The following is a 24,377-nucleotide window of genomic DNA, read 5'->3' as shown; positions in this document are numbered from 1 at the left end:
GGCCACATCAAGTTCCAGCTCGAGGGACATTACCGTCAGGACGAGCCGCCGCTGTGTGCCGTCGTGCCCGTCACGCTGAAACCACTGGCGTACCTCGTCGGCGGTCGCCACCACCTTCCGCTCGGAAGGCCCACAGTATGTCCGTCGACGATCGCCGCCGTCCGCTCTCGGGTCAACCGGAAACGGTAGAGGGCCAGCCGGACGGTTAACCCTACTTTTCTTCCGGCCGACCGTCCTGGTCAGCTCCACCGGCCTTTGGAAGGGTCGGACCAGACCGGATACCGGAGGAGCGCACATGTCAACCATCACTGTCGGCACCGAGAACTCGACCTCGATCAACCTCTACTACGAGGACCACGGAAGCGGGCCTGCCGTCGTCCTGATCAGCGGCTGGCCGTTCGACAGCCGTTCCTGGGAACCGCAGGTCCACCCGCTGCTGGCCGCCGGCTACCGGGTGATCACCTACGACCGGCGCGGTTTCGGGCGATCCAGCCGGCCGGCCGGCGGCTACGACTTCGACACGCTGGCCGCCGACCTCGACCAGCTGCTCACCACCCTGGATCTGCACGACGTCACTCTGGTCGGGCTCTCCCTGGGTACTGGCGAGGTCGCCCGCTACATCGGCGCCAACGGCACCCAGCGGCTCAAGTCCTGCGTGTTCATCGAGAGCCTGGCACCCTCGTTCGTCAAGTCCCCGGACAATCCGAACGGTGTCGACCAGGTCGGCGTCGACGGTGTCCAGCAGGCCATCCTGCATGACCGGCCCGCCTGGCTCACCGCGATCATCGGCGACATGCTCAACCTCGACCAGCTGCTCGGCAAGCGCGTCAGCGAGGACGCCGTCCGCAACCTGTGGAACGCCGGCGCCGACGCCTCCCCGGAGGCGACCTGGGCCTGCCCCCAGACCTGGCTGGACGACTTCCACAACGACATCAAACGCATCGACATCCCGGCGCTGGTGCTGCACGGCACCGCCGACCGGATCCTGTCGGTCGAAGGCCAGGGACGCCGCATGCACGCCGCGCTGCCGGACGCCCGCTACGTGGAGATCGAGGGCGGGCCGCACCTCATGTGCCTCAGCCACGCCGACGAAGTCAACCGTGAACTCCTCGCCTTCCTCGGAGCGTCCTGATGTCCGATCGACCTGCCATCGTCCTGGAACCCGCCGCCCAGCAACTCGTCGAGGCCACCGCCGACCCGCTCTTCCTGATCGACGCCGGAGCGGACGGCGCCCGCAAGATTCTCAACGACCTGCAGGCCGCACCGGTCGAGAAATTACCGGTGGACGACGAGTGGATCATCGTCCCGGCCGCTGTCGGTGATGTCCGGGTACGCATCGTCAAGCCGGCCGGTGCCGCAGGAGTCTTGCCGGTCGTCGTCTACATGCACGGCGGCGGCTGGATCCTGGGCAACGCCGGAACCCACGACCGGCTCGTCCGCGAGATCGCCGTCGGCGCGCATGCTGCGGTCGTCTTCGTCGAGTACACGCCGTCGCCCGAGGCGCGCTACCCGGTGGCGATCGAGCAGGGGTACGCGGTGGCGCAGTGGGTCGTCCGGGACGGTGCCACCCGCGGCCTGGACGCCGAGCGGATGGCGGTGGCCGGGGAGTCCGTGGGCGGCAACATGGCGGCGGCGCTGGCGCTGATGGCCACACAGCGAGGGGACGTCACCTTCGTGCAGCAGTCCCTCTACTACCCCGTCACCGACGCCGAGATGAACACCGCCTCCTACGAGCAGTTCGCCAGCGGGTACTACCTCAGCCGCAAATCCATGGAGTGGTTCTGGGACGCGTACGCGCCCGAGAAGTCGACGCGCTCCGAGATCACCGCCTCCCCGAACCAGGCCACCGTCGAGCAGCTCCGCGGGCTGCCCCCGACGCTGGTGTTCGTCGACGAGGCCGATGTGCTGCGCGACGAGGGTGAGGCGTACGCGGCCAAGCTCCGCAGCGCCGGCGTGCCGGTGACCACGGTGCGCTACGACGGCACCGTCCACGACTTCATGCTGCTCAACTCACTCACCGACACCCGCGCAACCCGGGCCTCCATCGATCAGGCCACGAGCTTCTTGCGTACGGCGCTCGCCGCGAAGTGAAAGGAGAAGTCATGTTCGACGGTTTCGTGCAGCACGGCCTGCAGACCGCCCGGGGGCGGATCTTCGCCCGGGTCGCCGGGCAGGGACCGCCGCTGCTCCTTCTGCACGGTTACCCGCAGACCCACGTCATGTGGCACACCGTCGCGGACCTGCTGAGCGACCGCTTCACCGTCGTCGTGGCAGACCTGCCCGGGTACGGGGCATCCTTCCGTCCCGCACCCGCGGCGGACCACGCACCACACTCCAAACGGGCGCTTGCCGCTGACCTCGTCCAAGCCATGGGCATGCTCGGCCATGAGCAGTTCGCCGTCGCGGGCCACGACCGGGGCGGACGAGTGGCGTACCGAATGGCTCTGGACCACCCCGACCGCGTCAGCGCTGCCACGGTCCTCGACGTCGTGCCCACCGGCGACGTGTGGGCCCGCGCCGACGCGCAGATGGCCCTGGGCTACTGGCACTGGGCCTTCCTCGCCCAGCCTTCGCCGCTGCCCGAGCGGCTCATCACCGCTGACCCCGACGCCTTCTTCGACTTCCACGTCCGAGCCCTCGGCCTCGGACGTGCGCCGGACAGATATCCGGCCGACCTGATGGCCGGCTACCGGGCGCTGCTCGACGACGTGAGCACGGTGCAGGCGATCTGCGAGGACTACCGGGCGGGAGCGACGGTGGACTGGCAGCACGACGACGCCGACCGGGGTGTCCGCAAGATCGAATGCCCGCTGCTCGCGCTGTGGAGCGCTGACGGGGCACTGCCGCGCTTCTACGGCGACGTGCTCGACATCTGGCGGCCCTGGGCCGACGACCTCAGCGGCCATCCGATGCCGGGCAGCCACTTCATCGTCGAGGACCAGCCCGAGGCGACCGCGGCGGCCCTGTCCGCATTTCTCGAGCACCGGCCGTCGGCCTTCCCGATTTCCTGACACCCGGAGGATCCAGCCATGTCACCCGACGCTGTCGAACACGTCGAGCAGGCCGACGAGCTTGCTGCCACCCTCAAGCGCACCGAGACACTGCGCCGCAGCTCCTCCATCCCGGGCCGCGACATCGTCCAGGTCCGTACGGAAATCCCCGCCGGCGTGCAGTCGGGCTGGCACATCCATCCCGGCGAGGAGGTCGGCTACATCGTCGCCGGCACCGTACGGATGGAGATCCGTGACCAGGAGACACTCACCCTGCACCCGGGTGACGGCTTCCTGATCCCGCCCCGCACGCCGCACAACGCCACCGATCTCGGCCCCGACACCGGGCTGATGCTCTCGACCTACATCGTCGAGACCGGACAACCCGTGGCAACGTTCGTGCACTGACACACGGGTGCTCAGAGCAGGCCGGGCCAGGCCCGCACCGCGGCATCGATTCGTCTCTGCGGCTGCGGCTTGGCCCTTCCGGCGCCGTGGTGCCGTCCTGCACGATGACGCGGTGGCCGTCGTCATCGCCGCCTGTGACAGCCCCGGCACCGATCGGACCGCGGATCCCACCCGCGCTGGCATGACCATGAGCATGGGGAGGTTCTCCGTGCCGGCACCTTTCCGGGGCGAGACCGTCTGCTCTGCCACCGTCTGCTCTGTCACCGTCGGCTGAGCCAGCCACCGACCCGACGCTGCGGCGGGGTTCGCCGTACCGATTACCGTCGAAGGCAGCATCTGGGGAGTCTTCCGCAGCAACTCACCCCAGTACTCACGCGGCCGTGCACACAACGCCGCCGCCGCAGTGACCGTGCACGGCGACCACCTCGACATCGAAGTCATCGATGACGGTTTCGGCGGCTCGATACCGAGGACGGCCCAGGGTTGACCGGCTTACTGCACCGGTCGAGGCCAGCAACGGCTCCTCCGTCATCACCAGTCCGGTAGGCGAAGGCACAGTGCCGGCCGCGAGGTCTGCGGCCATCTTGGGAGCGATCTCGGCGACCAGGAAGGAATGGCCCTCGAGGTTGATGTTGAACATGGCGTCCCCGTTCTCTTCCGGTGTCTGCGCAGTCGGACCGAAGAAGCCCGTGCCGACGCTGTTGACCCAGGATGTCAATGAGCCCGCCGCTGATCTCCAACACCCGGCGCGCCAGGTCGCGCGTGGAGGCCCGGCCGGTCAGATTGGCCTGGACGTAATCGGCCTTGCCGCCCGCGGCCCGGACCGCCGCGACGACGCCTTCACCCAGCTCTTTGGCGGCGGCCCTCGACGAGCACGTGTGCGCCGTGCTGGGCCAGTTGATTGGCTGTCGCTTCACCCATCCCGCTCGTCGAACCGGTCACGAGCGCTGACCGCCCCGCCAAATCCTGCTCGGTCACTGTCGTTCTCCCATCGATGGAGAGCGTCCCGATACGGCCGACATGACCCCGCCGTACAGAAAGCCGGTGTGGGCCAAGCTGCTCGGATCGCGCTGCCGCCCGAAGCCGCGCCGAACGGCCTGTTCAGAACCTCGCAAAGGCGGGTCGCGCTGCCCAGGCCCGGTAGCCCGAAGAGCGGCAGGGGTTGACCGCAGAACGAGTCGGCCGGCACAACGTCGATCCGGTCAGCCGGAACAGGAATCCGGCTGCCCTGATGGTTCCCGTTCGGGCACCTTGCAAGCCTCGTAGTACCTGCCGACGCGGTGGGCTGTCAGGAAGGAACAGAAGATGAAACCAACGGTGATCCTTGTTCACGGCGCGTACGCCGAGTCGTCCAGCTGGAACGGCATCCTGGAACCACTACAGACCGCGGGACACCGGGTGATCGCCTTCGCCACCCCGCTCCGTAGCGTCGCGACGGATGCGGCGCTGCTGAGCGAACTGGTGCGCAGCGTCGACGGACCGGTGCTCTTGGCCGGACACTCCTACGGCGGTGCGGTCATCACCAACGTCACAGCTGAACCCGATCACGTCATCGGCGCCGTCTACATCGCCGGCTTCGCCCTCGAACCGGGAGAGAGCTGCGCCGACGCCTCAGCGCTGACGCCCGGCTCGACCCTCGCCGAGACCCTCGTACCCGTGCCGTCGGCCGCCGGCGGCGCGGACACCTACATCGCGCCGGAGAAATACCACCACCAGTTCGCCGCGGACCTCCCCGCCGAACAGGCCGCTCTGATGGCCGTCACCCAGCGCCCGGTCACCGACCGCGCGTTGGCCGAGCCGTCGGGTGACCAGCCGCTGTGGCAGTCGGTGCCCAGCTGGTTCCTGTTCGGCGAACTCGACCGCAACATCCCGGTCGGCGCCCACCGGATCATGGCAGCCCGGGCGAAGGCCCGCAGCACGGTCGAGATCGCGGGCGCCTCGCATGTGGTCGGCATCTCGCATCCGGCCGAGACCGCACGCTTCATCCTCGAAGCCGCCGGCAGCCACGAGCTCACGGACGCCTGACCGGCACGCGCGAAGGCACTACGCCGGCAGGCATTCCGATGACCGATGCACCGCAACGAAGGGCGCACATCCCATGAACCAGCGGAACGAAACAAGTGAGACCAACCCGATCGGCCGACACGGGACTTCGCGCCGAGCGGTATTGAGCGCCGGAACCGGTGCCGCCCTGACCGCAGCCGCCGTCGTCGGGGCCGGCACGGCACCGGCGGCCGCCGCCCCGCACACCACTACAAGCCGCGGCGGCACTCGCATTCCGGTGGCCCCGGGCGTCGAGGTCAACGTCTCGGACCTGAACGGCGGCAGCCGCGGAACGGTCGTGTTCGTTCCCGGCTGGCCGCTGGCCTCGACGACCTTCGAGTACAACTATCTGTTCCTCGCCGATCACGGCTACCGGGCCATTGGCCTGGACCTGCGCGGCTTCGGACTGTCCGACGCCCCGTACGGCCCGTACACCTACAACGTGTGGGCACAAGACATCCTGAAGGTCCTCGAGGCGTTGTCGCTGCGGGACGTCACCCTGGTCGGGCACTCGATGGGCAGCGCGGTCGCGCTTCGCCACGCGGCGCGCTTCGGCAGCCGGGTGGGCAAGCTGGTGCTGGCCGAAGCCTCGGCTCCCCGCTACGTGTACGGCCCGCAGTCCGCCGACCTCGCCGCCGGGCTCGACGGCCTGATCTCCGGCTACGCCACCGACCGGGCGGCGACGATCCGGGGCCTGACCGCGAACTTCTTCTCCACCCACACCGACATCACCACGGATCCGTTCCTGCAGTTCTTCGAACGGCAATGCCTCGACCAGGCCTCGCTGCAGGCCAGCCGGGCCGGCCTGATCGCCTTGCGCGACGATGACCTGACCGCCGACCTGGCCCGGGTGAAAGTGCCGACCCGGGTTTTCCACGCCATCAACGACAAGATCGTGCCCCTGGACCACGGCCAGGCCCTGGCCGCGGGGATCCGCGACGCGCGACTGGTCACCTTCGCCACTGCCGGGCACGCGGTCTATGTCGACGAGAAGGACAAGTTCAACGCGGAACTGCTCAAGTTCATCCGCTGACCGGCCATCTGACGACAACGAGGTTCCATCGTGAGCGCGCACTACGCCGACATCGCCTTCACCGACCAGGTCGGCGAAGTCCAGGAACGCTACGGAAGCCAGGAGTTCTATGCCCGGCGCCGCAACCGGCATTTCGGCCCGGACCGGTTTACCTCTGACGTTCGTACGTTCCTCGCCGCGCGCGACAGCTTCTATCTCGCCACGGTCAGCGAGTCCGGGTGGCCCTACGTGCAGTACCGCGGTGGGCCACCCGGCTTCCTCCGGGTCCGCGACGACAACACGATCGCCTGGGCCGACTTCCAAGGCAACCTGCAGTACATCAGCACCGGCAACATCGCCGGCGACAACCGAGTAGCGCTCATCGTCATGGACTATCCGCACCGGCGCCGGCTGAAGATCTACGGTCACGCCCGGGTCGTATACCCCGACGACGACGCCGACCTGATCGCGGAACTGAGCAACCCGGACTACCGCGCCGTCATCGAGCGCGGCGTCATCGTCACGGTGGAAGCCTTCGACTGGAACTGCCAGCAGCACATCACCCCCCGCTACACCGTCACCGACCTCGAGCCGCACCTCGACGTGCTCCGCAACCGCATCACCGAACTCGAAGCGGAAAACACAGCCCTGCGCAACGACTGCCGCCCATCGGAAGGCGATTGACCAGATGACAGACACCCTCACGGGACGACCTCCCAGCAGCCGCCGCCGTACGTGGACCGGCCAGCCCGCGTACCGGGTGACCCCGAACGTGTTCGGCATGCCGTTCGGTGTCTGCGGTCTGGCCCAGGTCTGGTCGACGGCACATGCCGTCGCCGGGCTACCTCGATGGCCGGCAGACGCACTGTGGGTCGCCGCGGCATGCATCTGGCTGGCCGCCCTGATCTGGTACCTCGGCAATGTCATCCGTGGTGGCCGGATCAGGACCGAGTTGAGGGATCCGGTGTTCGCGCCGTTCACCGCGCTCATCGTGATCGTGCCGATGCTGCTCGGTATCGCGCTCGGCGGCCATGCCAGAGCCGTCGGCGAAACCGTCTTCCTAGTGGCATTGGTGCTGACTATGGCGGTCGGCAGCTGGCTCTCCGGCGAATGGATCATCGCCGACCTCCAGCTCGCCCAATGGCATCCCGGGTACCTCCTGCCGACGGTCGCCGGTGGCCTGATCGCCGCTGGCGGCAGTGCCGTGTTCGGTTACCCCACCCTGGCCATGGTGCTGTTCGGCTACGGCGTGGTCTGCTGGCTCGTCCTGGGCTCGATCGTTCAGGTACGGCTGTTCACCGCGCCCGCGCTGCCCCCGGCGCTGCGCCCGACGATCGCCATCGACGCGGCGCCCCCGGCGGTAGCGGGCAACGCTTGGTTCCTCATCAACGGCGGGCACATCGACGCGATCGCCGCCGGACTGGTCGGCTATGCCATCCTGATGGCCCTGGTGCAATTACGGATGATCCCGGTCTACCGGCAGGTTCCGTTCGGTCCCGGCTGGTGGGCCTACTCGTTCTCCTACGCGGCGGTCTTCGCCTTGGCCGTCAACTGGCTGGCCGCGGAACAGGCTCCGGGCCGGACGGCGTGGATCACGGTCCTGCTCGCGGTACTCACTCTCGCCATCGCGGCGTTGGGAATTCTCACCGTACGACGCCTCGCACGGGCCTCCTACATGCCGGCTGTGAGCAGTACACCGCCGCTGTCGACGGCTGCCGGCCTGGCCAAGACCTCCTGACACGATCTACCCGATCCCCGACTGATCGTCAGCGGAATCCTCTCGACGTCGTCGTCCTCGACGTCGTCACGGGGCGGATCACGCGGCTGCGTGAAGTCGATCCTGGACGACCAGCAGCCGCCTTCCGACGGCCATCCGCATGCGCGGTTGGTCGTCGGAAGTCGAGACCAGCGCTTACCGCCTCGTCGGCGATGCACTCACCAAATGTCGTCAACCATGCCAAGGTCAGCCGCGCCCGCACTCGCGCCGTCCTCAGCGCCCGCACCCGCATCGACGTGGCGGCGGCGTGGGCGGCGCCCGCCGGATACAGTTCCGGGCTGGCCGGCCTGATCGACCGCGCCCAGGGCCCTGACCGCCCTGTCCCATCCGGATGAGTGGCGACGACGTATGACCATTCCGTGCGCCTTGGTGTCGCTACTTCGGATCGGTGCGTCCGTGAATGCAAGGCCGGCCCGGGCTGGCAACGCGACTCGCGGGAAGCACGCGCTTGGCCGACTACGCACATGTCGCTTCGTCACAATGCGCCGGCAGCTCAGCGAGCGGCTGGTGCACCTAACCCCGCTCTTACCGCGCTGCCGACGCATGCATCGACGTTTGGATGCTGGCTGAGCAGTTCCCTCCGACGCCGGCCGGGAGTGTTGCTTTTAGAACCGCTCGGCCGCATCCACAACGATCCAGATGTCCCGGTAGAACACCATCACCCGGCAAGTTACGCGGACATTACTAAAGCACCCTGCCAAGGAAGGAGCGAATGTGATCACTGATTTCCGGGCCGTGCGTTTCAAGCGCGAAGTGTCCGGCATCAAGCAGGTGGATCTCGCCGTCCGGGAAATCCTGCCGGAATGCCTCGGCGCCCGCGGCACCGAAAATCTTGTCGTTCTTGCCCCACGTGACCAGCAACGGAGGCTGGTGGGTGCGGAAGTACTCCTGGAACGCAGGATAGCCGTCGAGGTTGAATTGATAGTCCCAGAACAGCTGCAGCTGGATGGCATCGTTGTCGGGCCGGTCCAAGCCCGCCTGATCGAGCAGCCAAGTTTCCGGGGCTATACGATCCAAGCGGTCGACCGGGACGCCGTGCGTGTACTGCCAGTGCGTGGTCTCCTTGGTCAGATATCTGCGGACCCCGGCCTCATTTGCCGGGCGGTCCTTCGCATGTGCGAATAGGATGTCCCAGAACGGCGTGAACCCCTCGACGTACGCGTTACCGCTCTGACTGATCAGGGCGGTAATCCGCTCCGGGTTACGGCTTGCGATCCGCAGACCGATCGGCGCTCCGTAATCATGGATGTAAACGGCGAAGCGCTCCAACTCGAGCTGATCGACGAGCGCCTCGGTGACTTCTGCAAGGGTGTCGAAGCTGTACTTGAACTCGGTGACGGACGGCATCGAAGATCGTCCGTAGCCGACATGGTCGGGAGCGATCAGATGGTATTCGTCTGCCAGTGAGGCGATCAGGTTGCGGAACATGTGCGAGCTGGAAGGAAAGCCGTGCAGCAGTAGCAGGGTGGGCCTCGACGGGTCACCTGCCTCTCGGTAGAAAATGTCCAGGCCGTTCACTTTTGCTGTTTTGTAGCGGGTGTCGAAGGGACTCATTGCTCTCACTCCCGATCTGCCTGAGCTGACGGCCGAAGCCGCACTAGTCGACGGTTGGTTCGCTGGTGATAACACGACGAGGCCGGAGCATCCGGCATACAGGCCCGTCTCCTTCCGGGTGAATACGACTGACTGATTCACGGACTGCGAAAGCCGGGCACGGCGCCCAGTAACGGCACGATCAGCGCCGTACCCGCCGCCATGGACATGACGTTTCCGATGAAAGGATGAAAGCCTGCCGGCAACCCTCTCGCGATGAATATCGACAGAGGCGGACCGACAAGGGCACCGAGGACGGCACCCGCCAAAACAGCGGGCACAGTTCCTCCGTAGGTCAGCACCACGGCCGGAGCGATGGACACCACCGGGACGAAGGTCGGGTACCAGCCTCTCTCTGCCCACTGACGCCGCCAAAGCGCCACCCCCAGCACGGCCGTCAACACTTGGGCGGTCAGCAGCTGAGGCACCAGCCCGGAACCGTACGCGGGCAGACCCGGGTTGAGCCCATAGCTCAGTAGCGTGCCGGCGATCAAGCCAACGCCGGCCCACTCGTTGCCGTAGAACTGCGCCTCGGTGAAGTCCGCCAGAGTTCGGCGGGCGACCCAGAACGGCCCCTGATGGACAGGAACGGCACTACCGCGTTCCGGGCAGTCGGGGCCGGCCTCCCTTGTTGCGCTGACAGCGGAGCGAGGCAGCCACGGCAATGATCGGCAGAGGGGAAAGGCGATCAACGCGCTTACCCCCATGCCTGTGGTTGTGCCAACGACGTTCGGGAGGCCGGTCGGTCGGCAAACGAAATTCACCAGCAGGAGTGCGATTGGCGTGGTGAGACCGGCGCCGAGCACTGCACCTGTCAAGGCCACCGCCCACCCGCGTCCGTAGACCAGGACGAGAGCGCTCGGCAACGACACGAACGGTACGAATGTCGGCTGCCACATACCGGACACGGCGATGGTCCAGCCCCACGCCGCATTGCTGACCAGCAGACCGAGGAAGGCACTGCCCGCCATCCACGGGAAGAGTCCGATTCCTCCACTCAGGGCGAAGCCCGCCCACCGTTTACCCCGGCCGGCACCCCAATGAGCTATCGCGGCGCCCATCAGCATCAGGACACCGGCCAGCGCGTCCTTCTGGAAGCCGGCCTCGGTGGTGTCACCGACAATCCACCTGAACCACGGCCACACCTGCGAGTAGTTTCCAGGCCACAATTGGTAACCCGCAGCGAGGTTGGTGAATGTCGATCGAGCGGACGACAATCCAGCTAGCAGGAACGCCGCACCACCGGCAATCAGCGCCGCCGTCATCCACATCGCGTTGAACCGGCCACGCACCCGGAGCGGCTCTCGTTCGTGGCTCACAGCGGCCCCTAGTGCTCGGATATCTGCGGACCTCCGCCGCCGTCAGCCGACCTCAGCGGTCGTCTGTCACGGCACGGACGGCGCTACATGTTCGTTCGGTCCCGACGGTCAAGGTCGGCAGGCCTACTCAGGCACCAGGGCCGGTGTCGCCCTGGAGGTGCCGGGTTGAAAGAGGAAGCCGTCACGCGCACAAGGGGTGATTGCGCTTCTCGGTCATCAGGTCTGGTCTGAATCTCGCAAACGCACGCTGTGCTGACCAGGACTGCTAACCCGAATACCGCTGGGTGTTCACCGGAGAAAAAGTAGGGCTACCCGTAAAGCGGAGGTAATCTCGCCGAGCCGGGTCACGTCGATGATGCGGCCGGAGTCGTCACGCTGGCTGGCGACGAAGGAGCGAGGAAGACCATCCTGGCGTTGCTGATCAGCAGTCCGGCGCCGGCGACGTCCACCTGTCCTCGGCGTCGGCCAGCGCCTTCCTCGGCGCTGAGGTGCAAGACCTGGCGGCTCAGCGCCGAGGATTGTCTGTGCGGAGATAGGTCAACACGGCTTGGACCCGGCGGTTCTCGCTGTCCGTCGGTGCGATACGCAGCTTGCGGAAGATCGCTGTCACATGCTTTTCCACGGAGGCGGGGCTGATCAGGAGGCTTTCGGCCACCCCCAGGTTGGACAGTCCTTCCGCCATCGCCGCGAGCACGGCCAGCTCCCGGGGCGTCAACTGTTGCAGGGGGCCCTCCTTGGTGCGGCGCCCCAGCATCCGAACAACCACCTCGGGATCCAGCGCACTACCGCCGGCCGCGACCCGCCTGACGGCATCCACGAACGCCGTCACATCCCCCACCCGCTCCTTAAGCAGATACCCGACCCCTTCGGGCCGATCGCCGACCAGATCCATCACGTACGCGGGCTCACAGAACTGCGACAGGATCAAAACACCGATCTCCGGTGAACGCCGGCGCAACTCCATCGCCGCCCGTAGGCCGTCGTCCTGGAACTGGGGAGGCATCTGTACGTCGGTGATGACGACGTCAGGGCGGTAAGCGAGCGCTCGTTGCATCAGATCGTCAGCATCGCCGGACCGTGCGACGACGTCGAGTCCGGCGTCGGTGAGGATCCGGGCGACGCCCTCGCGAAGCAGGACGTCGTCCTCTCCGATAGCCACCCTCAGCGGGCGGCCGGCTTCACTGCTCTTCATCGGCCCCGTCCTTGATGAGTCGTTGCAGGGCAGGGCTCAAAAGCTCGTCCTTGGGGAAGAAGCCGATCGCCCCGGCCCGGATGGCGGCCGCATTGTTCGACGGGTCGGCGTCGGAGGACAGGACTACGACGCGTATTGCCCAGGGCCTAGCCTGAAACTGTCGGGTGAGGGAGAACCCGTCGCCGTCCGGCAGACCGATGTCGACCAGCGCGATGGTGGGACGCCATGCGTCCGCGTATGCGAGAGCTTCGGCGACCGAACCAGCCTCGCCGATCGCCATGTGACCCCAGCTGCGCAAAATGCGCACGACGAGTCCGCGGACGGACGCGTCGTCGTCGACAACCAGGATCAAGCCATGCATCCGCTCATCGTCTCAGCGCAGCACCCGCGACGGCGGTAGGGCTAACCGGAAATTCTCCGGGGCAATCTGGCCGGCCCGTGACGGCACGCCGCCGCTATGCGCCAGCTTAGGTGCAGCTCGAAAGGGACAAAGGCGTCAAGAACGGAAGGTCGCTGATTCTGCGCGACAGGCGTCACGACCGGAGAGGCCGAGGTTCGCAGAACCGGCCGGCAGCGTGGGCAGGCTCGGTTGCTGGTGGTTCTGCTCTGCGGGCAGCAGACCGGCTCTTCCCCCGGTGTCCAACGAGCCGACGAACATGCCGACCACTCGGCCAACGACTAGTAAGGCGATGCTGAAGGCGAGTAGGGCCGCTGTCCAGGCGATGTGCTCAGGCCGCACTGATCGGGCCAGCCCTACATTTCTTCCGGTAGACACCCCCGACTTCTCGGGTCGACCGTCCTGGTCAGCGCACCCGCCCTCTGCGAAATTCAGAGCTCTGGCTGAATCTCCGGCCACCATGGTCGTCCGGCATGCGACCCGGAACCCGAGCCATCCCCAGGAGCTTCCTCATGACAGCAGTACAGCTCGCTCCCGAGATGACACCGACTGACATGGCACGTAATCTGCTTCTCCTACGCGCTAGTGAGACGTTATCGACCACAGTGAGCGTGGCGGACGTGATGGATGCGGTCCTTCAGTTGCGGGGTCTCGCGCTTGACGCGAGCCGCCTGGGGGTCGTAGTAGGCGGTAGCCGATCGGATCCGCTGACCGAGCAAACCATTCGCGAACGACGGACGTTCTACTTCACCGACGGCGCTGAACTCGCCGCCGCGTTTCCGAGTGAGGCAAATCCAGACCTGCAGGCTGCGGCATGCGTACCGCTGGTCGGAACAACCGGCATCATCGGGGTCCTGCGCCTGCGCTGGGACGCTCCGCGCACGTTCTACGTCGCCGAACGAGCGGTAATCGCGACACTGGCGACTTACATCGCGCAGGCACTGGAGCGGGCGCATCGGCTCGACGCACGGATCGGAGTCGCTAACACCCTGCAGGAAGCGATCCTTTCCCGCCTACCAGCAGTGGAACGGTATGAACTCGCCGCACACTATCTGCCCGCAGACCGGCAGGAGAAGGTCGGCGGCGACTGGTATGACGCGGTCGCCGGGCGCAACGGCCAGCTCACCATGGTCATCGGCGACGTGGTCGGCCACGACATAGCCGCAGCAGCGCGGATGGGCCAGCTGCGCAGCATGCTGCGCGCGTACATCGTCGACCGCCGCGAACCCCCGTCTGCTCTCCTGCGCCGGCTGGATGCGGCCAACCACTCCCTGGGCGAACCGACCATTGCGACCGCCGTCGTCGCGGTCATCGAAACCCGCGCCAGCGACGGATATCGTCTGCGCTGGTCCAACGCCGGTCACCCGCCGCCGCTGGTCATCCACCCGGACGGGACGATGCAATCGCTCACCGGCAACGACCTGTTGCTCGGCGTACGCCGCTTCGCCCCCCGGCACACGTGGACGATGCCGTTAGCGAGTGGATCAACGGTTCTTTTCCATACGGACGGGCTGGTGGAACGCTCGAGCGGTGCGGCCGGTGACGGTACCGCCCATCTGCACCGACGCCTGCGGACAGCCAGGCGGACCCGGCTGCAGGACCTGATCGAGGATGCGGTCGCTGACATCGGGGCTGACCGCACTGACGACATCGCCATGCTCGCTGTGCGTTTGCCGGCTGACAGATGAGCTGTTCACACACGAGGACCGGCATGCCGCTCTGATCGCCGCCACTTGCCCGGGGCTGGCGGCCTGTGTCGCCTAATCGGTCATCCAGGTATGCGGCCTCCGATAGTCGCAGGCAATGTTTCGCTGCTCGTCAACGGTTGGCAGATCGACTCACTTGCCGCGGGCCGGCGGGCTGCCGGGCTGGTCCTCGTGCGGGTGCGGATGATTCCGGTCTCTAACGGCGTATTCATCCGCTGCGCCGGTGGGCTTACCCGTCCCCCACGCGGCGGCCTCACCCTGACCGTGACTGGCTGGCCCGTAAGCAGGTTCTGGACCCGACCGTCTGGGTCGCGGTCCTGCTTGCGGCGCTCACCCTCGCCGTCGCGGCGCCGGCGCTCCCCGCCGTCCGACGTCTTGCGCGAGCCTGCCGCGGACGGCAACGCACCGCTCACGACGATCGACGGCTCAGCAAAGAGCGTTGACGGTAGGCACCGAACTATCTCGCTGCTGGGGAAAGCGCGATGCGCAGCTCGCGGCGCGAACTGATTCCCAGCTTGGTGAAGACCTTGCGCAGGTGGTACTGGACTGTGCGAGCGGACAGGAACAGCCGCCCGGCGATCTCCTGATTGGTGTGCCCGTCACGGGCCAGCTGCGCGATCAGTGCTTCCTGCTCAGTCAGCGTGGTGGCTATTTCGCCGCTGCGCTTGCGCACCTTCTCACCTAGCGCAGCGAGCTCCTGGCGCGCCCGCTCAGCAAACCCCTCCGCCCCCATCACAGTCAATAAACCGTGGGAGGTGCGCAGCTGGATGCGGGCGTCGGAGCGGCGGTTCTGGCGCCGCAACCATTCTCCGTAGAGCAGGTGCGCGCGGGCGAGCTGAGCGCCGAAACCGGCGCGATCCAGGCACTCGATCGACTCCCGGTAGCCGCGCTCAGCCGCGTCACCTTCGCTGAGCAGGGCGCGGCCACGAGCCTCCATCCCCACAGCCCAGTCGGTCGGAGCCACGCTCGCACGTTCCGACAACCACTCCCACGCAACACCGGCCAGCACCGGATCTCCCGCCCGACTGGCCGCCTCGACCAGCTCCGGAACGACCATGGGTCCCACAGCAAAAACGTCAAGCTCAAAAGCCTGCCGAGCGCAGTCGCGGGCCTCCTGATACCGGCCCCGCCCGTTGTACAAGGTCGCGCCGGCCCACATGGCGTATGACCCGGGTACTTCGAGGTCCCGGGCACGCGATTCCTGCGTCAGGACCCGGATCAGCTCACCCGCTCGAGCCTCGTCACCCCGCCAGGCGGCGAGCCACATCCCGCCCATCACACCCATCATGGGCCCGGTCCTCTCATCCCTCAGGTCGTATCCGGCATAGATTCGGGCGGCCGTATCCAGCTCCCCCTGATGAATGTGGAACAGGGCCCGATGGCTCTGCCAGTACTGCATTTGCACAACGTCGCTGATCTCTCGGGCGATCCGAATATTCCGCGCGGTCAGAGCCTGCCAGGCCTCAAAGTCGGACAGTTCCATAGCGAGAAGGCAGCTGGCCTGGCAGACCGTGTACCACACCAGCCGCTGGGCATCCTCTGAGCCGACGTCCATGGCGACGAGACGGTGGAGAGCCCCGGTCATCGCAGGCGCCGCCACGGCGAACCCGTCGGTGAACCTCAACGCCATCGAGTCGAGCAGGTCGTCCACGGCTCGACCGGGCTGCGGGGCTGAAGGGGCGGCCCGGGCAGCCAACGCGGCGTCCCGTCTGGTGTCTTCCCGGCCGCCGACCCACATCGCGGTGTTCCACAGGGCCTCCAGATGGGTCTCGCGCGCCAGGTCGACATCGAACTGCTCGAGCAACCGGGCCGCGCTGAGCAGCGCCAGAACAGCCTTCCGGTTCTGACCCTGTCGGAGGGCGATGAGCCCACGCAAGCGCTCGAGGTCCGCGGCTTCCCTTGCGTTGAGCGGCCCGACCCGGGCCGCCTCCACGAGCTGCGCGGCTGCCTCGTTCGCGCCCGCTTCGAGCTTGGCTCGGGCGGCAGCGAGCAAGCGACTCGCTCGGCGAGCCGGGTCAGGAGTCAGCAACGCCGCCCGCTCATGGAACGCGGCTGCCGCCGCCAACCCGCCACGGGCCTTCGCTCGGCCGGCCGACGACTCCAGCTCGACCGCAATCCGCTCATCCAGCCCCACCGCCGCCTGTGCCCGGTGCCAAGCCCGCCGATCCGGATCCACCATCGCGTCGGTCGCTTCGGCCAGCGCCGCGTGCACGGCTCGTCGCTGGGGCTGTTCGGCAGACCTGTAAACCGCGGAGCGCAGCAGTGGATGGCGAAAGCGCACATGGGTGCCGAAATCCGCTAGCCCAGCTCCGGCAGCCGGTTCCCCGGCGTCCTTCGGCAGGCCGAGCTGGTCGGCGGCCCGCCAGACCAGCGACGGGTCGCCGGACGGATCGGCCGCCGCCAGCAGCATCAGCCGCCTGGTCGGGGCAGGCAAGGCATACAGCTGACGCAGGAAACTGTCCTCGATCCGTCCGGCCAGCGGCATGGCACCGGGCAACCCAAACCCACCAGCGAGCTCCTCCGGGGACAGCCCGCGCGGCAGCTCCAACAGAGCCAGCGGATTACCTCGCGCCTCGGCCACCAGCAGGTCACGGACCCGCCCGTCCAGCGGCGCGGTCAACGCCGAATCGAGCAACGCCCGGGCCTGATCGTCCTGCAGACCGTCGACCCTCAGCTCCGGCAGTCCGGCCAGCTCGGCGCCAGGCTCACGGGCCCCGAAAACCAACCCGACCGGATCAGCCAACAAGCGGCGCGCAACGAACCCCAGCACCTGCGCCGAGCCCGCATCCAACCACTGCTCATCATCCACCACACACACCACCGGGCGATCACCCCCAGCCGCCGACAACAGGCTCAACACCGCCAAGCCGACGAAGAAGCGGTCCGGCGGAGGGCCCCCAACCAGGCCGAACGCCGTGCGCAAGGCATCGCGCTGCGGCGCTGCAAGCTGCTCGGCGTAATGCAGCAGCGGCAGACACAGCTGATGCAACCCGGCGAACGCCAGCTCCATCTCCGACTGCACGCCCGCGACGCGCACCAGCCGGCACCCCACCCGAGATGCACGGTCCGCCAAATGGTCCAGCAACGCCGTCTTACCGACCCCCGGCTCGCCGCGCACCACCAAGACGCGACCATGGCCGCCCTGGACCGCCTCGACCACGCGGTCCAGCATGTCCCGTTCGACCTCGCGGCCCGTCAGCATCCTTGAACGCGCCCCCCGCCGGACCGGCTGAACTTGGAAATGTACGTCCCTGCGCGAACCAGGTGATCACGCTAGCCAAAGGCTAAACCGCGTTACCAGTCAAGTCCGTACGCCGTGACGGTTCGCTGTGTCCACCAGCGTTTCGCCTCCGCGCGGGTCAAGCCCGCGGAGACGATGCCGGGCGGTCCGCGGTTGCCGCTCCGACGCGCCAGCTTCATGCAACTTGTGCATCACTCTTCGCCCGTGGTCGACGAACCCGTCCAACGCGGCCCTGTTCACCGAGATGCTCATCGGGTGCTGTCAGGGCTATTACCTGGAGTCTGAGCGTGCACCCTCCGCAGCGGCGATCGCAGCCGAGTCCCGCGGCCTGTTGAGCTCGCCGGTCGCAAACTCCGACGACGAGGGAAGGCGAAGGCGCAGCTGCTCGATGACGCTGACGTGGACCTGGCCGCCGGACATGACAAAGTCGAGCACGTGCCCGCCGCGGCGCCGGGCGTCGTCGACGAAGTGCAAGTGATATCCGGGTACAGCGATCGTGCCGGTGTAGTCCGGCGAGCGGAATCCGACGATTGTCGCCGCAAGCTCAGTGTAGGTCTGCTCGCGCTGCCCGGACGAGGCTTCGAGCAGGCCGGGATAGGGCTTCGTCTGTCGGCGTACGGTCCGGGAAGTGATCGAGGTGGCCTGGCCGTCGACCCGGATCGCGTAGAAGTAGTTGTCGCCGGGCAGACGTGATTCGATCATCTCGGTGAGCTGATCACGGTTCAGTGCCGTGCCGGACGGCAAACCGAAGGTCGAGTCCGCAGCGAACGAGGTGACGATCGCGTACGGGGTGGTCGCCTCGGGCGGGGCCACGGCGGCCCTGCCGTCGGAGCGCAGCTGGTAACAGCGTCCGTCGAGCACCACCATCTCGCCGTCGAGCGCGGAGAAGGTGCCGACGCCGAAGTCGCCGTGGCGCAGCAGCTCGGTGACCGTCAGGTCTCCGTCGTCGAGCCCGCCCAGCAGTGCCCCGATGGTCGAGGTCTGGAAAGCGGTGTGCTGTCGGTGGCGGTTGACCGCATCCAGCAGCGTGCCGTCGCCCACGCCGGTCACTCGAACCGGTCCGGCGGCAGAATCTCGCCGAGCTCGGTGTTGCGGCTGTAGTCGACCCGGACGTCGATGATGCTCCGCCCGCCCCGGGCCAAGGCCTGGCGGACGGCATCGACGAACGCCTCTTCGGTGGCCGGCCGGTAGCCCTTCGCCCCGAAGGCGGCCGCGAACGCCTCGGTGTCGTAGTCGCCCAGTTGCACCCCGGACTTGCGGCCGTACTTGAGCATCTCCTGGAAGCCAACCATGTCGTAGGTGTTGTCGCGGAAGATGATGTGGACGAACTCGAGACCGAGCCGGCCGGCGGTCTCCAGCTCCTGCGCCGAGAAGAGAAACCCCCCGTCGCCCGAGATAGAGACCACCGGTGTGCCGGGCCGCTCTAGGCAGGCCGCCATCGCCCAGGGCAAACCGACGCCGAGGGTCTGCTGGCCATTGCTGAACAGCAGTCGGCGTGGCTCGTGCACGCGGAAGTGACGGGCCATGTAGATGTAGACCGAACCGATGTCGCAGGCGACAGTTGTCTCCTCTGGCAACAGGTCACGGATCAGCAGGACCAGCCGGGCGGGATCGAGCCCGGCACCCCCGTGCGGGGTGGTCCGGGCGGCCTCATCGATCGTGTCCAGGTCCCGCCGCTTGCCGTCGATCTCACGCAGGAAGCCCGGGTCGAGTTCATGACCCTTCAGCTCGGCAGTCAGCGCCGTGACGGTGTCGGCGACGCTACCGCGCAGCTCCAGCTCGGGCATGTAGTGGTTGTCGATGTCAGCGACGATCGAGTCGATGTGGATCACGGTTCGATCGGGGTCAGTGTTCCAGAGAACCGGGTCGTACTCGACGGCGTCGTAGCCGACGGTGACCAGCACATCGGCCCGGGCGACCAGGATGTCGCCGGGCTGGTTGCGGAACAGTCCTACCCGTCCGACATACCGGTCGTCGAGCTCGGCTGACACGAGCCCCGCCGCCTGGAAGGTCTCCACCACGGGCAGGCGTGTGCCGGCCAGCAGCAGTCGGATGGCCGCCACGGAGTCGCGGTCGACCGCCCGCATGCCGGCCAGCAGCACCGGCCAGCGGGCGGCGCGAATCATCTCGGCGGCCCGCCGGATGCTCTCGGTGGGCGCTGGGCCCTGTCGGGGCGCGCTGATGCCACGCGTGAGCCGGGTCGTGGTCACCGCGGTTAGGACGTCGACGGGCAGCACGACCGCGGCGGCTCCGCGCGGCTCGGTGGTCGCGGCCCGGAACGCATTGGCAACGGCCTCGACGACCTGGTCAGGGTCGGTCATCTCGGCGGTGTATTTCGTCACCTCGCGCAGCAGAGCCGCGGCATTCATCGACTGGTGAGTGCGCTTGAGCCCGTCCGATCGCCGGACAGTGCCACACAACGCCACAACCGGGTCCTGCTCAGTGTTGGCGGTCAGCAGGGCGGTCGCCAGGTTGGCCGTGCCAGGGCCGGACGTCACCGCGACCACGCCGGGTTCCCCGTTGAGCCGGCCGACGCCGCCGGCGATGAAGGCCGCATTCTGCTCGTGGCGGCAGACAACGGTCTCGATCCCGCTGGCCAGTAGCGCGTCGTACAGGGCGTCCACCTTTGCACCGGGCACCCCGAAGACCCGGCGTACGCCTTGTCGTTCGAGCGCCTCCACGAGCCGATCGGCGACCCGCGCGGGCTTCTCTTCTTCCACTGCCGTGGTCTCCTCGTTGCAGTAGCAAGTGTTCACGGCGCGGACGAGCCCGTCCGCGAGTCCCGGTATTGCAGGCCTGCGCCTTCGGCGGATACGACACGACCGCACTCGATGATGTCTCGGCCGCCTTCGAAGCAGGCCTGCTCGAGTTCGGCGCTCAAGGTTCTCCTTGCTGGCGAACCCTTCCGAGCCGACAACCTCGGCGTTCGCCCGTAGAAGGATCGACGGGCGAACTCGAACTTGCGGCGGGTGTCGCCGTACCGACTACCGCCGAAGACGCGCCTGATTTCCTTCATTCGGCGTAGGCGTTGGCGACCTGGTGCGAGTCCTCGTAGAGGCGAAACTTGGTGATTCGTTCGTCGCTCACCTCGAAGTACATGGCCACGGCCATTTCGTACCGTCGGCCGGTGGTGCGAGCGACGCGTCCGAAACGACCGAGCAACACCGCGTGATCCCCGTCGTACAGGATCGCCTCGATCTGGTCGACGTTCTCTTCCGGCACGATGTTCATGGCCAGTGTCCGCAGGTACTCGGCGACTTCGGCGCGCTTGAACCGCCTGCCTGTCCATGGAAGCGACGCGGACCCGGGTACGTCCCAGTCGATGTCGTCGGCGAAAACCTTCGCGATGTCGTCAGGGTCTGCTCCGCTGTCGAGCATGCCGAGGAATTGCTCCACCACGCTACGAGTAGTCATTGTTGATGAGCCTCCGATGGGTGCGTGGAACGATGTCCACGAGCGCTCTTGCCTTGCCACTCACGCGGGATGTCCGCGACGCCGTTAGGCAGGATCGCGCGGGCCGCGCGGACGACGTCCAGCGACTCCCGTAGGAGCTTGATCTTGCCGTTCTGGGCGACCAGGCGCCCCGCGTACCGCTGGCTGAAGGGCTTGCCGGTTACCGTGAGCCGTTCCACGGAGTACTCGCCGAACACCTGGTCCGGAGTGTCGATCAAAATCTCCACCTGGTCGAATCCGTAGTCCGGCACGATTTCGAGCAGACCGCTGACGAAGCTGCGGATCTCGGCGGGTCCGGTGGCACGTGACGGCGCTCCGATCGACTCCAGATACGGAAGCTCAACCACCCCGTCGTCGGTGAAGAGCGCGGCTGTTGCGTCCGGATCCCCGATGGTGGCGGTGTAGGCGAGCATGAGCTCTCGAGCGCTTCTCACGGTTCCTCCTCGTCGGCGGTGGGACTACGTCGCCGCCCGCCAAACTGCTGCCTCTGATGTCGGATGTCCGGCTGCCTGGCAGTTGGCTCGCCGATGGCACCGGGCCGGCGACGCGGTGAACCGGATCGTCGGGAACGAACAGCTCCAGATGCCGGCTGGCCGTCATGTTCGCCCGAGTTGTACGCCGGAAGCTCAGACCTGGTTGACGCCGCCGTCCACGAAGAGCTCGATCCCGGTCACGAAGCTGCTCTGGTCGCCGGCGAGGAACAGCGCGGACGCGGCGATCTCGTCAGGGCTGCCCATTCGACCCAGCGGGACCTTGCCGGCCAGCGCGCCTTTGAGCTGCACGGCCTTTTCGGCATCCGGGGCGAGCCCGGTGATGCCGGGGGTGTCGGTGGGACCGGGGGTGAGTGTGTTGACTCTGATCTGGCGTCCCTTCAATTCGTTCGCCCAGGTACGGGCGAACGACCGCACAGCGGCCTTGGACGCGCCGTACACCCCGAATGCCTCAGTGCCTGCGCTGGCGGAGGTGGAGCCGGTCAAGATGACCGACGCGCCGTCGTTCAACAAGGGCAACGCCTTCTGGACGGTGAAGAGCAGTCCCTTGACGTTGGTGGCAAAGATGTCGTCGAAGTGCTGCTCAGAGACCTGCCCGAGGCGGCGGAAGGCTCCCCCGCCCGCGTTGGCGAAGAGTACGTCGATGCGGCGGCCCTGCTGCGCGACAGCGGCGAAGAGACGGTCGAGGTCGGCCAGGTTCGCGACGTCACCCTGGATGCCGGTGGCGGCCGCACCGATCTCGGCGATCGCCTTGTCGAGGGTCTCCTTGCTTCGCCCAGTGATGAACACATGTGCCCCCTCGGCGGCGAACCGGCGAGCCGTTGCCAAGCCGATTCCGCTCGTTGCACCGGTGATCACCGCGGTTTTGCCCTGCAGCTGTCCCATACCAGTCCTTCCGCTTTCGACCCGGTTGCCCACGAGATCTCCGGCTGCCGCCTGAGATCAGATGACGTCAGCTTCACCGGGCTCAGAGACGCCCGCCTCCGTCACGTCAAGGTATTCAGCAACCGGCCTTGCTGAGGACCGTGCCAACCGGATATATCCGGAGCACGACCCGGATCTTTGATCTGACGGGCCGGAGCAATCTATCCGGCTAGCCAGATAGAAATTCCCTCCCCGCCTTGCAGAATGGACGCGACGCCTTGCCCGTTCGGTGAGCAAACGTGGCGGCCGGGCGGGATCGAGGAGCGCAGCTCGCAATGTGCGCGTCACCCGACGCCAGATCGCTGCAACCTGGAGATTTGATGACACCCGCAAAACTAGCTATCGCCGAATTGCGTACCCTTCTTCTCTTCGAGAAACTCGACGACCGCCAGCTATCCTGGCTTCATCAGACAGGTTTTGTCCGGAACATATCGCCCGGATGGGTTTACCGCGAAGGGGACCCCGCGGATTCGTTCTTCGTCCTGCTGACCGGGACGGTCACTTTGACCAGTCGGGCTGGCGCAGACGACGTCGAGTTCATCCGTACGAGCCGGCGCGGCGTCTTCGGCGGCGCGTTTCAGTCGTACTTGGAAGGTCGCTTACCCCGGTACACAGCCTCGATGCGTGCCGAAACACCGACCCGGTTCTTCGTACTGAAAGCTGAGGACTTCGCCTGGTTGATGGGCGAATGATTTCCCATGTCCGTACATCTATTGGAGGGCCTCTTCTACGGCAGCCTGGGCACCCAACAGGCCATCGGTCAGCGTGAGCATCTCATGGCGCTCGGCTCAGTGGTCGCAGGGCTGGCCCACGAACTCAACAACCCCGCGGCAGCCATTGTGCGAGCGGCTTCATCGGTGCGAGAACGTATCAAGACGATGGACGCCTACGTCGCCGAGATTGCCGACGGCGCAGACTCGCCTGGGAGTCTCAGCGCATTCTCACGGCTCCGCGCGACCGCGATGGGGGACACCACAATGCGACCATCGCCCGGCCCACTGGAAACGGCCGAACATGAGGAACGCGTGGCGGAATGGCTCGAGGCGCACGGCATCCCGGACGGTTGGGAACTCGCCGCTATTTTTGTTCAAGCCAAGGTGGACGACCAGCGGCTCGCGATGGAGTGGACGACCGACCTGGGCGGGTCCAGAGGTCGAGTCCTGCGCTGGCTCGGACTCAGCATCGAGCTCGATACCCTGAGCGCGGAGATCGTGGAGGCAGCGGCGCGCATCTCGAGCCTGATAGACGCCACCCGGCAATACGTTCAACTGGACCGTGCGCCGTCCCAATTCATCGATATACAAGAAGGGCTCGACAGCACGTTGACGGTTCTCGCGAGTTCTCTCGGCGAAGGGGTCCACATCGTCAAGGACTACGAACGCGGCCTGCCGCTCATCCCTGCCCTTGCCGCCGAATTGAACCAGGTCTGGACCAACCTCATCGACAACGCTGTCAGCGCCATGGGCGGAACGGGTGACCTGATCTTGCGCACCCGGCAGGACAACGGATTCCTACTCGTCGAGATCGAGGACACCGGGTCCGGCATCGCGGACGATATCCGTCCTCGCATCTTCGACCCGTTCTTCACCACGAAGCCGGTCGGCCGAGGCGCGGGAGTCGGCCTCAATACAGCGTGGCGTATCGTCACGGTCCGCCACCATGGCGACATCCAAGTCGACTCGATTCCGGGCCGCACCACCTTCCAAGTACGCCTTCCACTCGCTGGTCAGTAAGCTCCGGACACTTGCCGGGGCGAGACGGCGAGCTCCCGCGGCAATCACTGCTCCGGCATGCGCCGCCAGCCCGCTGGCGGAAGTCACAAGCCGTGAAC

General features: G+C 66.9%; 22 protein-coding genes. 11 read left to right on the top strand and 11 right to left on the bottom strand.

Going from position 1 to position 24,377, the window contains the following annotated elements:
* Positions 1 to 295 precede the first annotated feature (295 nt).
* The 4 genes from Aau02nite_RS35265 to Aau02nite_RS35250 are packed head-to-tail and all read left to right on the top strand — an operon-like array spanning position 296 to position 3,398.
* A complete protein-coding gene (locus Aau02nite_RS35265; protein ID WP_212992960.1) occupies positions 296 to 1,132 on the top strand; it encodes an alpha/beta fold hydrolase in 837 nt (278 codons plus the stop codon).
* The gene (locus Aau02nite_RS35260) at positions 1,132 to 2,091 is read left to right on the top strand and encodes an alpha/beta hydrolase (RefSeq protein ID WP_212992959.1); all 960 of its coding nucleotides are present in this window, start codon (positions 1,132 to 1,134) and stop codon (positions 2,089 to 2,091) included. Before Aau02nite_RS35265 ends, Aau02nite_RS35260 begins: the two co-directional genes overlap by 1 nt.
* 11 nt (positions 2,092 to 2,102) lie before the next feature.
* Positions 2,103 to 3,011: an alpha/beta fold hydrolase gene (locus Aau02nite_RS35255; protein WP_212992958.1), complete on the top strand. Its 909-nt coding sequence runs from the start codon at positions 2,103 to 2,105 to the stop codon at positions 3,009 to 3,011.
* An 18-nt stretch (positions 3,012 to 3,029) separates the two neighbouring features.
* A complete protein-coding gene (locus tag Aau02nite_RS35250) occupies positions 3,030 to 3,398 on the top strand; it encodes a cupin domain-containing protein (RefSeq protein WP_212992957.1) in 369 nt (122 codons plus the stop codon).
* A gap of 370 nt (positions 3,399 to 3,768) precedes the next feature.
* Here the strand turns inward: Aau02nite_RS35250 and Aau02nite_RS35245 are convergent, their stop codons facing one another.
* Positions 3,769 to 4,038: a hypothetical protein gene (locus Aau02nite_RS35245; protein ID WP_212992956.1), complete on the bottom strand. Its 270-nt coding sequence runs from the start codon at positions 4,036 to 4,038 to the stop codon at positions 3,769 to 3,771.
* Positions 4,039 to 4,703: 665 nt separating this feature from the next.
* Between Aau02nite_RS35245 and Aau02nite_RS35240 the strand changes: the two genes are divergently transcribed.
* The 4 genes from Aau02nite_RS35240 (at position 4,704) to Aau02nite_RS35225 (ending at position 8,191) form a co-directional block, all read left to right on the top strand.
* Positions 4,704 to 5,423: an alpha/beta fold hydrolase gene (locus tag Aau02nite_RS35240; protein WP_212992955.1), complete on the top strand. Its 720-nt coding sequence runs from the start codon at positions 4,704 to 4,706 to the stop codon at positions 5,421 to 5,423.
* 142 nt (positions 5,424 to 5,565) lie between these two features.
* Entirely contained in the window at positions 5,566 to 6,474 is a 909-nt protein-coding gene (locus Aau02nite_RS35235) for an alpha/beta fold hydrolase (RefSeq protein ID WP_212992954.1), read from the top strand.
* 30 nt (positions 6,475 to 6,504) lie between these two features.
* Positions 6,505 to 7,137, top strand: a complete 633-nt coding sequence (locus Aau02nite_RS35230) for a pyridoxamine 5'-phosphate oxidase family protein (protein WP_212992953.1) — start codon at positions 6,505 to 6,507, stop codon at positions 7,135 to 7,137.
* A gap of 4 nt (positions 7,138 to 7,141) precedes the next feature.
* Complete coding sequence (locus Aau02nite_RS35225) at positions 7,142 to 8,191, top strand: SLAC1 family transporter (protein ID WP_212992952.1); 1,050 nt, start codon at positions 7,142 to 7,144, stop codon at positions 8,189 to 8,191.
* Positions 8,192 to 8,914: 723 nt separating this feature from the next.
* Here Aau02nite_RS35225 and Aau02nite_RS35220 read toward each other — a convergent pair.
* The 4 genes from Aau02nite_RS35220 to Aau02nite_RS35205 form a co-directional block, all read right to left on the bottom strand.
* Positions 8,915 to 9,784, bottom strand: a complete 870-nt coding sequence (locus Aau02nite_RS35220; RefSeq protein WP_212992951.1) for an alpha/beta fold hydrolase — start codon at positions 9,782 to 9,784, stop codon at positions 8,915 to 8,917.
* Positions 9,785 to 9,921: 137 nt separating this feature from the next.
* Positions 9,922 to 11,142, bottom strand: coding sequence for a hypothetical protein (locus Aau02nite_RS35215; protein WP_212992950.1), 1,221 nt, complete (start codon positions 11,140 to 11,142; stop codon positions 9,922 to 9,924).
* 505 nt (positions 11,143 to 11,647) lie between these two features.
* The gene (locus tag Aau02nite_RS35210) at positions 11,648 to 12,334 is read right to left on the bottom strand and encodes a response regulator transcription factor (RefSeq protein WP_212992949.1); all 687 of its coding nucleotides are present in this window, start codon (positions 12,332 to 12,334) and stop codon (positions 11,648 to 11,650) included.
* Positions 12,321 to 12,695, bottom strand: a complete 375-nt coding sequence (locus Aau02nite_RS35205) for a response regulator transcription factor (RefSeq protein WP_212992948.1) — start codon at positions 12,693 to 12,695, stop codon at positions 12,321 to 12,323. The genes Aau02nite_RS35210 and Aau02nite_RS35205 overlap by 14 nt, the downstream gene beginning before the upstream one ends.
* 647 nt (positions 12,696 to 13,342) lie before the next feature.
* On the opposite strand from Aau02nite_RS35205, the gene Aau02nite_RS35200 reads away from it, so the two are divergent.
* Entirely contained in the window at positions 13,343 to 14,419 is a 1,077-nt protein-coding gene (locus tag Aau02nite_RS35200; protein WP_212992947.1) for a PP2C family protein-serine/threonine phosphatase, read from the top strand.
* A 475-nt stretch (positions 14,420 to 14,894) separates the two neighbouring features.
* Here Aau02nite_RS35200 and Aau02nite_RS35195 read toward each other — a convergent pair whose 3' ends face one another.
* The 6 genes from Aau02nite_RS35195 to Aau02nite_RS35170 form a co-directional block, all read right to left on the bottom strand.
* Positions 14,895 to 17,639, bottom strand: a complete 2,745-nt coding sequence (locus Aau02nite_RS35195) for an ATP-binding protein (RefSeq protein WP_212992946.1) — start codon at positions 17,637 to 17,639, stop codon at positions 14,895 to 14,897.
* A gap of 309 nt (positions 17,640 to 17,948) precedes the next feature.
* Positions 17,949 to 18,719: an acetolactate decarboxylase gene (budA, locus tag Aau02nite_RS35190; protein WP_212992945.1), complete on the bottom strand. Its 771-nt coding sequence runs from the start codon at positions 18,717 to 18,719 to the stop codon at positions 17,949 to 17,951.
* 5 nt (positions 18,720 to 18,724) lie between these two features.
* On the bottom strand, positions 18,725 to 20,398 hold the full coding sequence (gene alsS / locus Aau02nite_RS35185; RefSeq protein WP_212992944.1) for an acetolactate synthase AlsS: 1,674 nt from the start codon (positions 20,396 to 20,398) through the stop codon (positions 18,725 to 18,727).
* 292 nt (positions 20,399 to 20,690) lie between these two features.
* Positions 20,691 to 21,077 (bottom strand): nuclear transport factor 2 family protein, encoded by a 387-nt coding sequence (locus Aau02nite_RS35180; RefSeq protein ID WP_212992943.1) that lies wholly within the window; start codon positions 21,075 to 21,077, stop codon positions 20,691 to 20,693.
* An 11-nt stretch (positions 21,078 to 21,088) separates the two neighbouring features.
* A complete protein-coding gene (locus tag Aau02nite_RS35175) occupies positions 21,089 to 21,544 on the bottom strand; it encodes a nuclear transport factor 2 family protein (protein ID WP_212992942.1) in 456 nt (151 codons plus the stop codon).
* 213 nt (positions 21,545 to 21,757) lie between these two features.
* The gene (locus tag Aau02nite_RS35170) at positions 21,758 to 22,507 is read right to left on the bottom strand and encodes an SDR family oxidoreductase (RefSeq protein ID WP_212992941.1); all 750 of its coding nucleotides are present in this window, start codon (positions 22,505 to 22,507) and stop codon (positions 21,758 to 21,760) included.
* 359 nt (positions 22,508 to 22,866) lie between these two features.
* On the opposite strand from Aau02nite_RS35170, the gene Aau02nite_RS35165 reads away from it, so the two are divergent.
* Positions 22,867 to 23,238: a cyclic nucleotide-binding domain-containing protein gene (locus Aau02nite_RS35165; protein ID WP_212992940.1), complete on the top strand. Its 372-nt coding sequence runs from the start codon at positions 22,867 to 22,869 to the stop codon at positions 23,236 to 23,238.
* A 6-nt stretch (positions 23,239 to 23,244) separates the two neighbouring features.
* Positions 23,245 to 24,279 (top strand): sensor histidine kinase, encoded by a 1,035-nt coding sequence (locus tag Aau02nite_RS35160; protein WP_212992939.1) that lies wholly within the window; start codon positions 23,245 to 23,247, stop codon positions 24,277 to 24,279.
* Positions 24,280 to 24,377 lie beyond the last annotated feature (98 nt).

Origin of the sequence: Actinoplanes auranticolor (genome assembly GCF_018332655.1) — a bacterium.
Lineage (GTDB): Bacteria > Actinomycetota > Actinomycetes > Mycobacteriales > Micromonosporaceae > Actinoplanes > Actinoplanes auranticolor.
The sequence above is the reverse complement of the archived record's forward strand: the minus strand, read 5'-3'. Positions and strand labels throughout refer to the sequence as shown.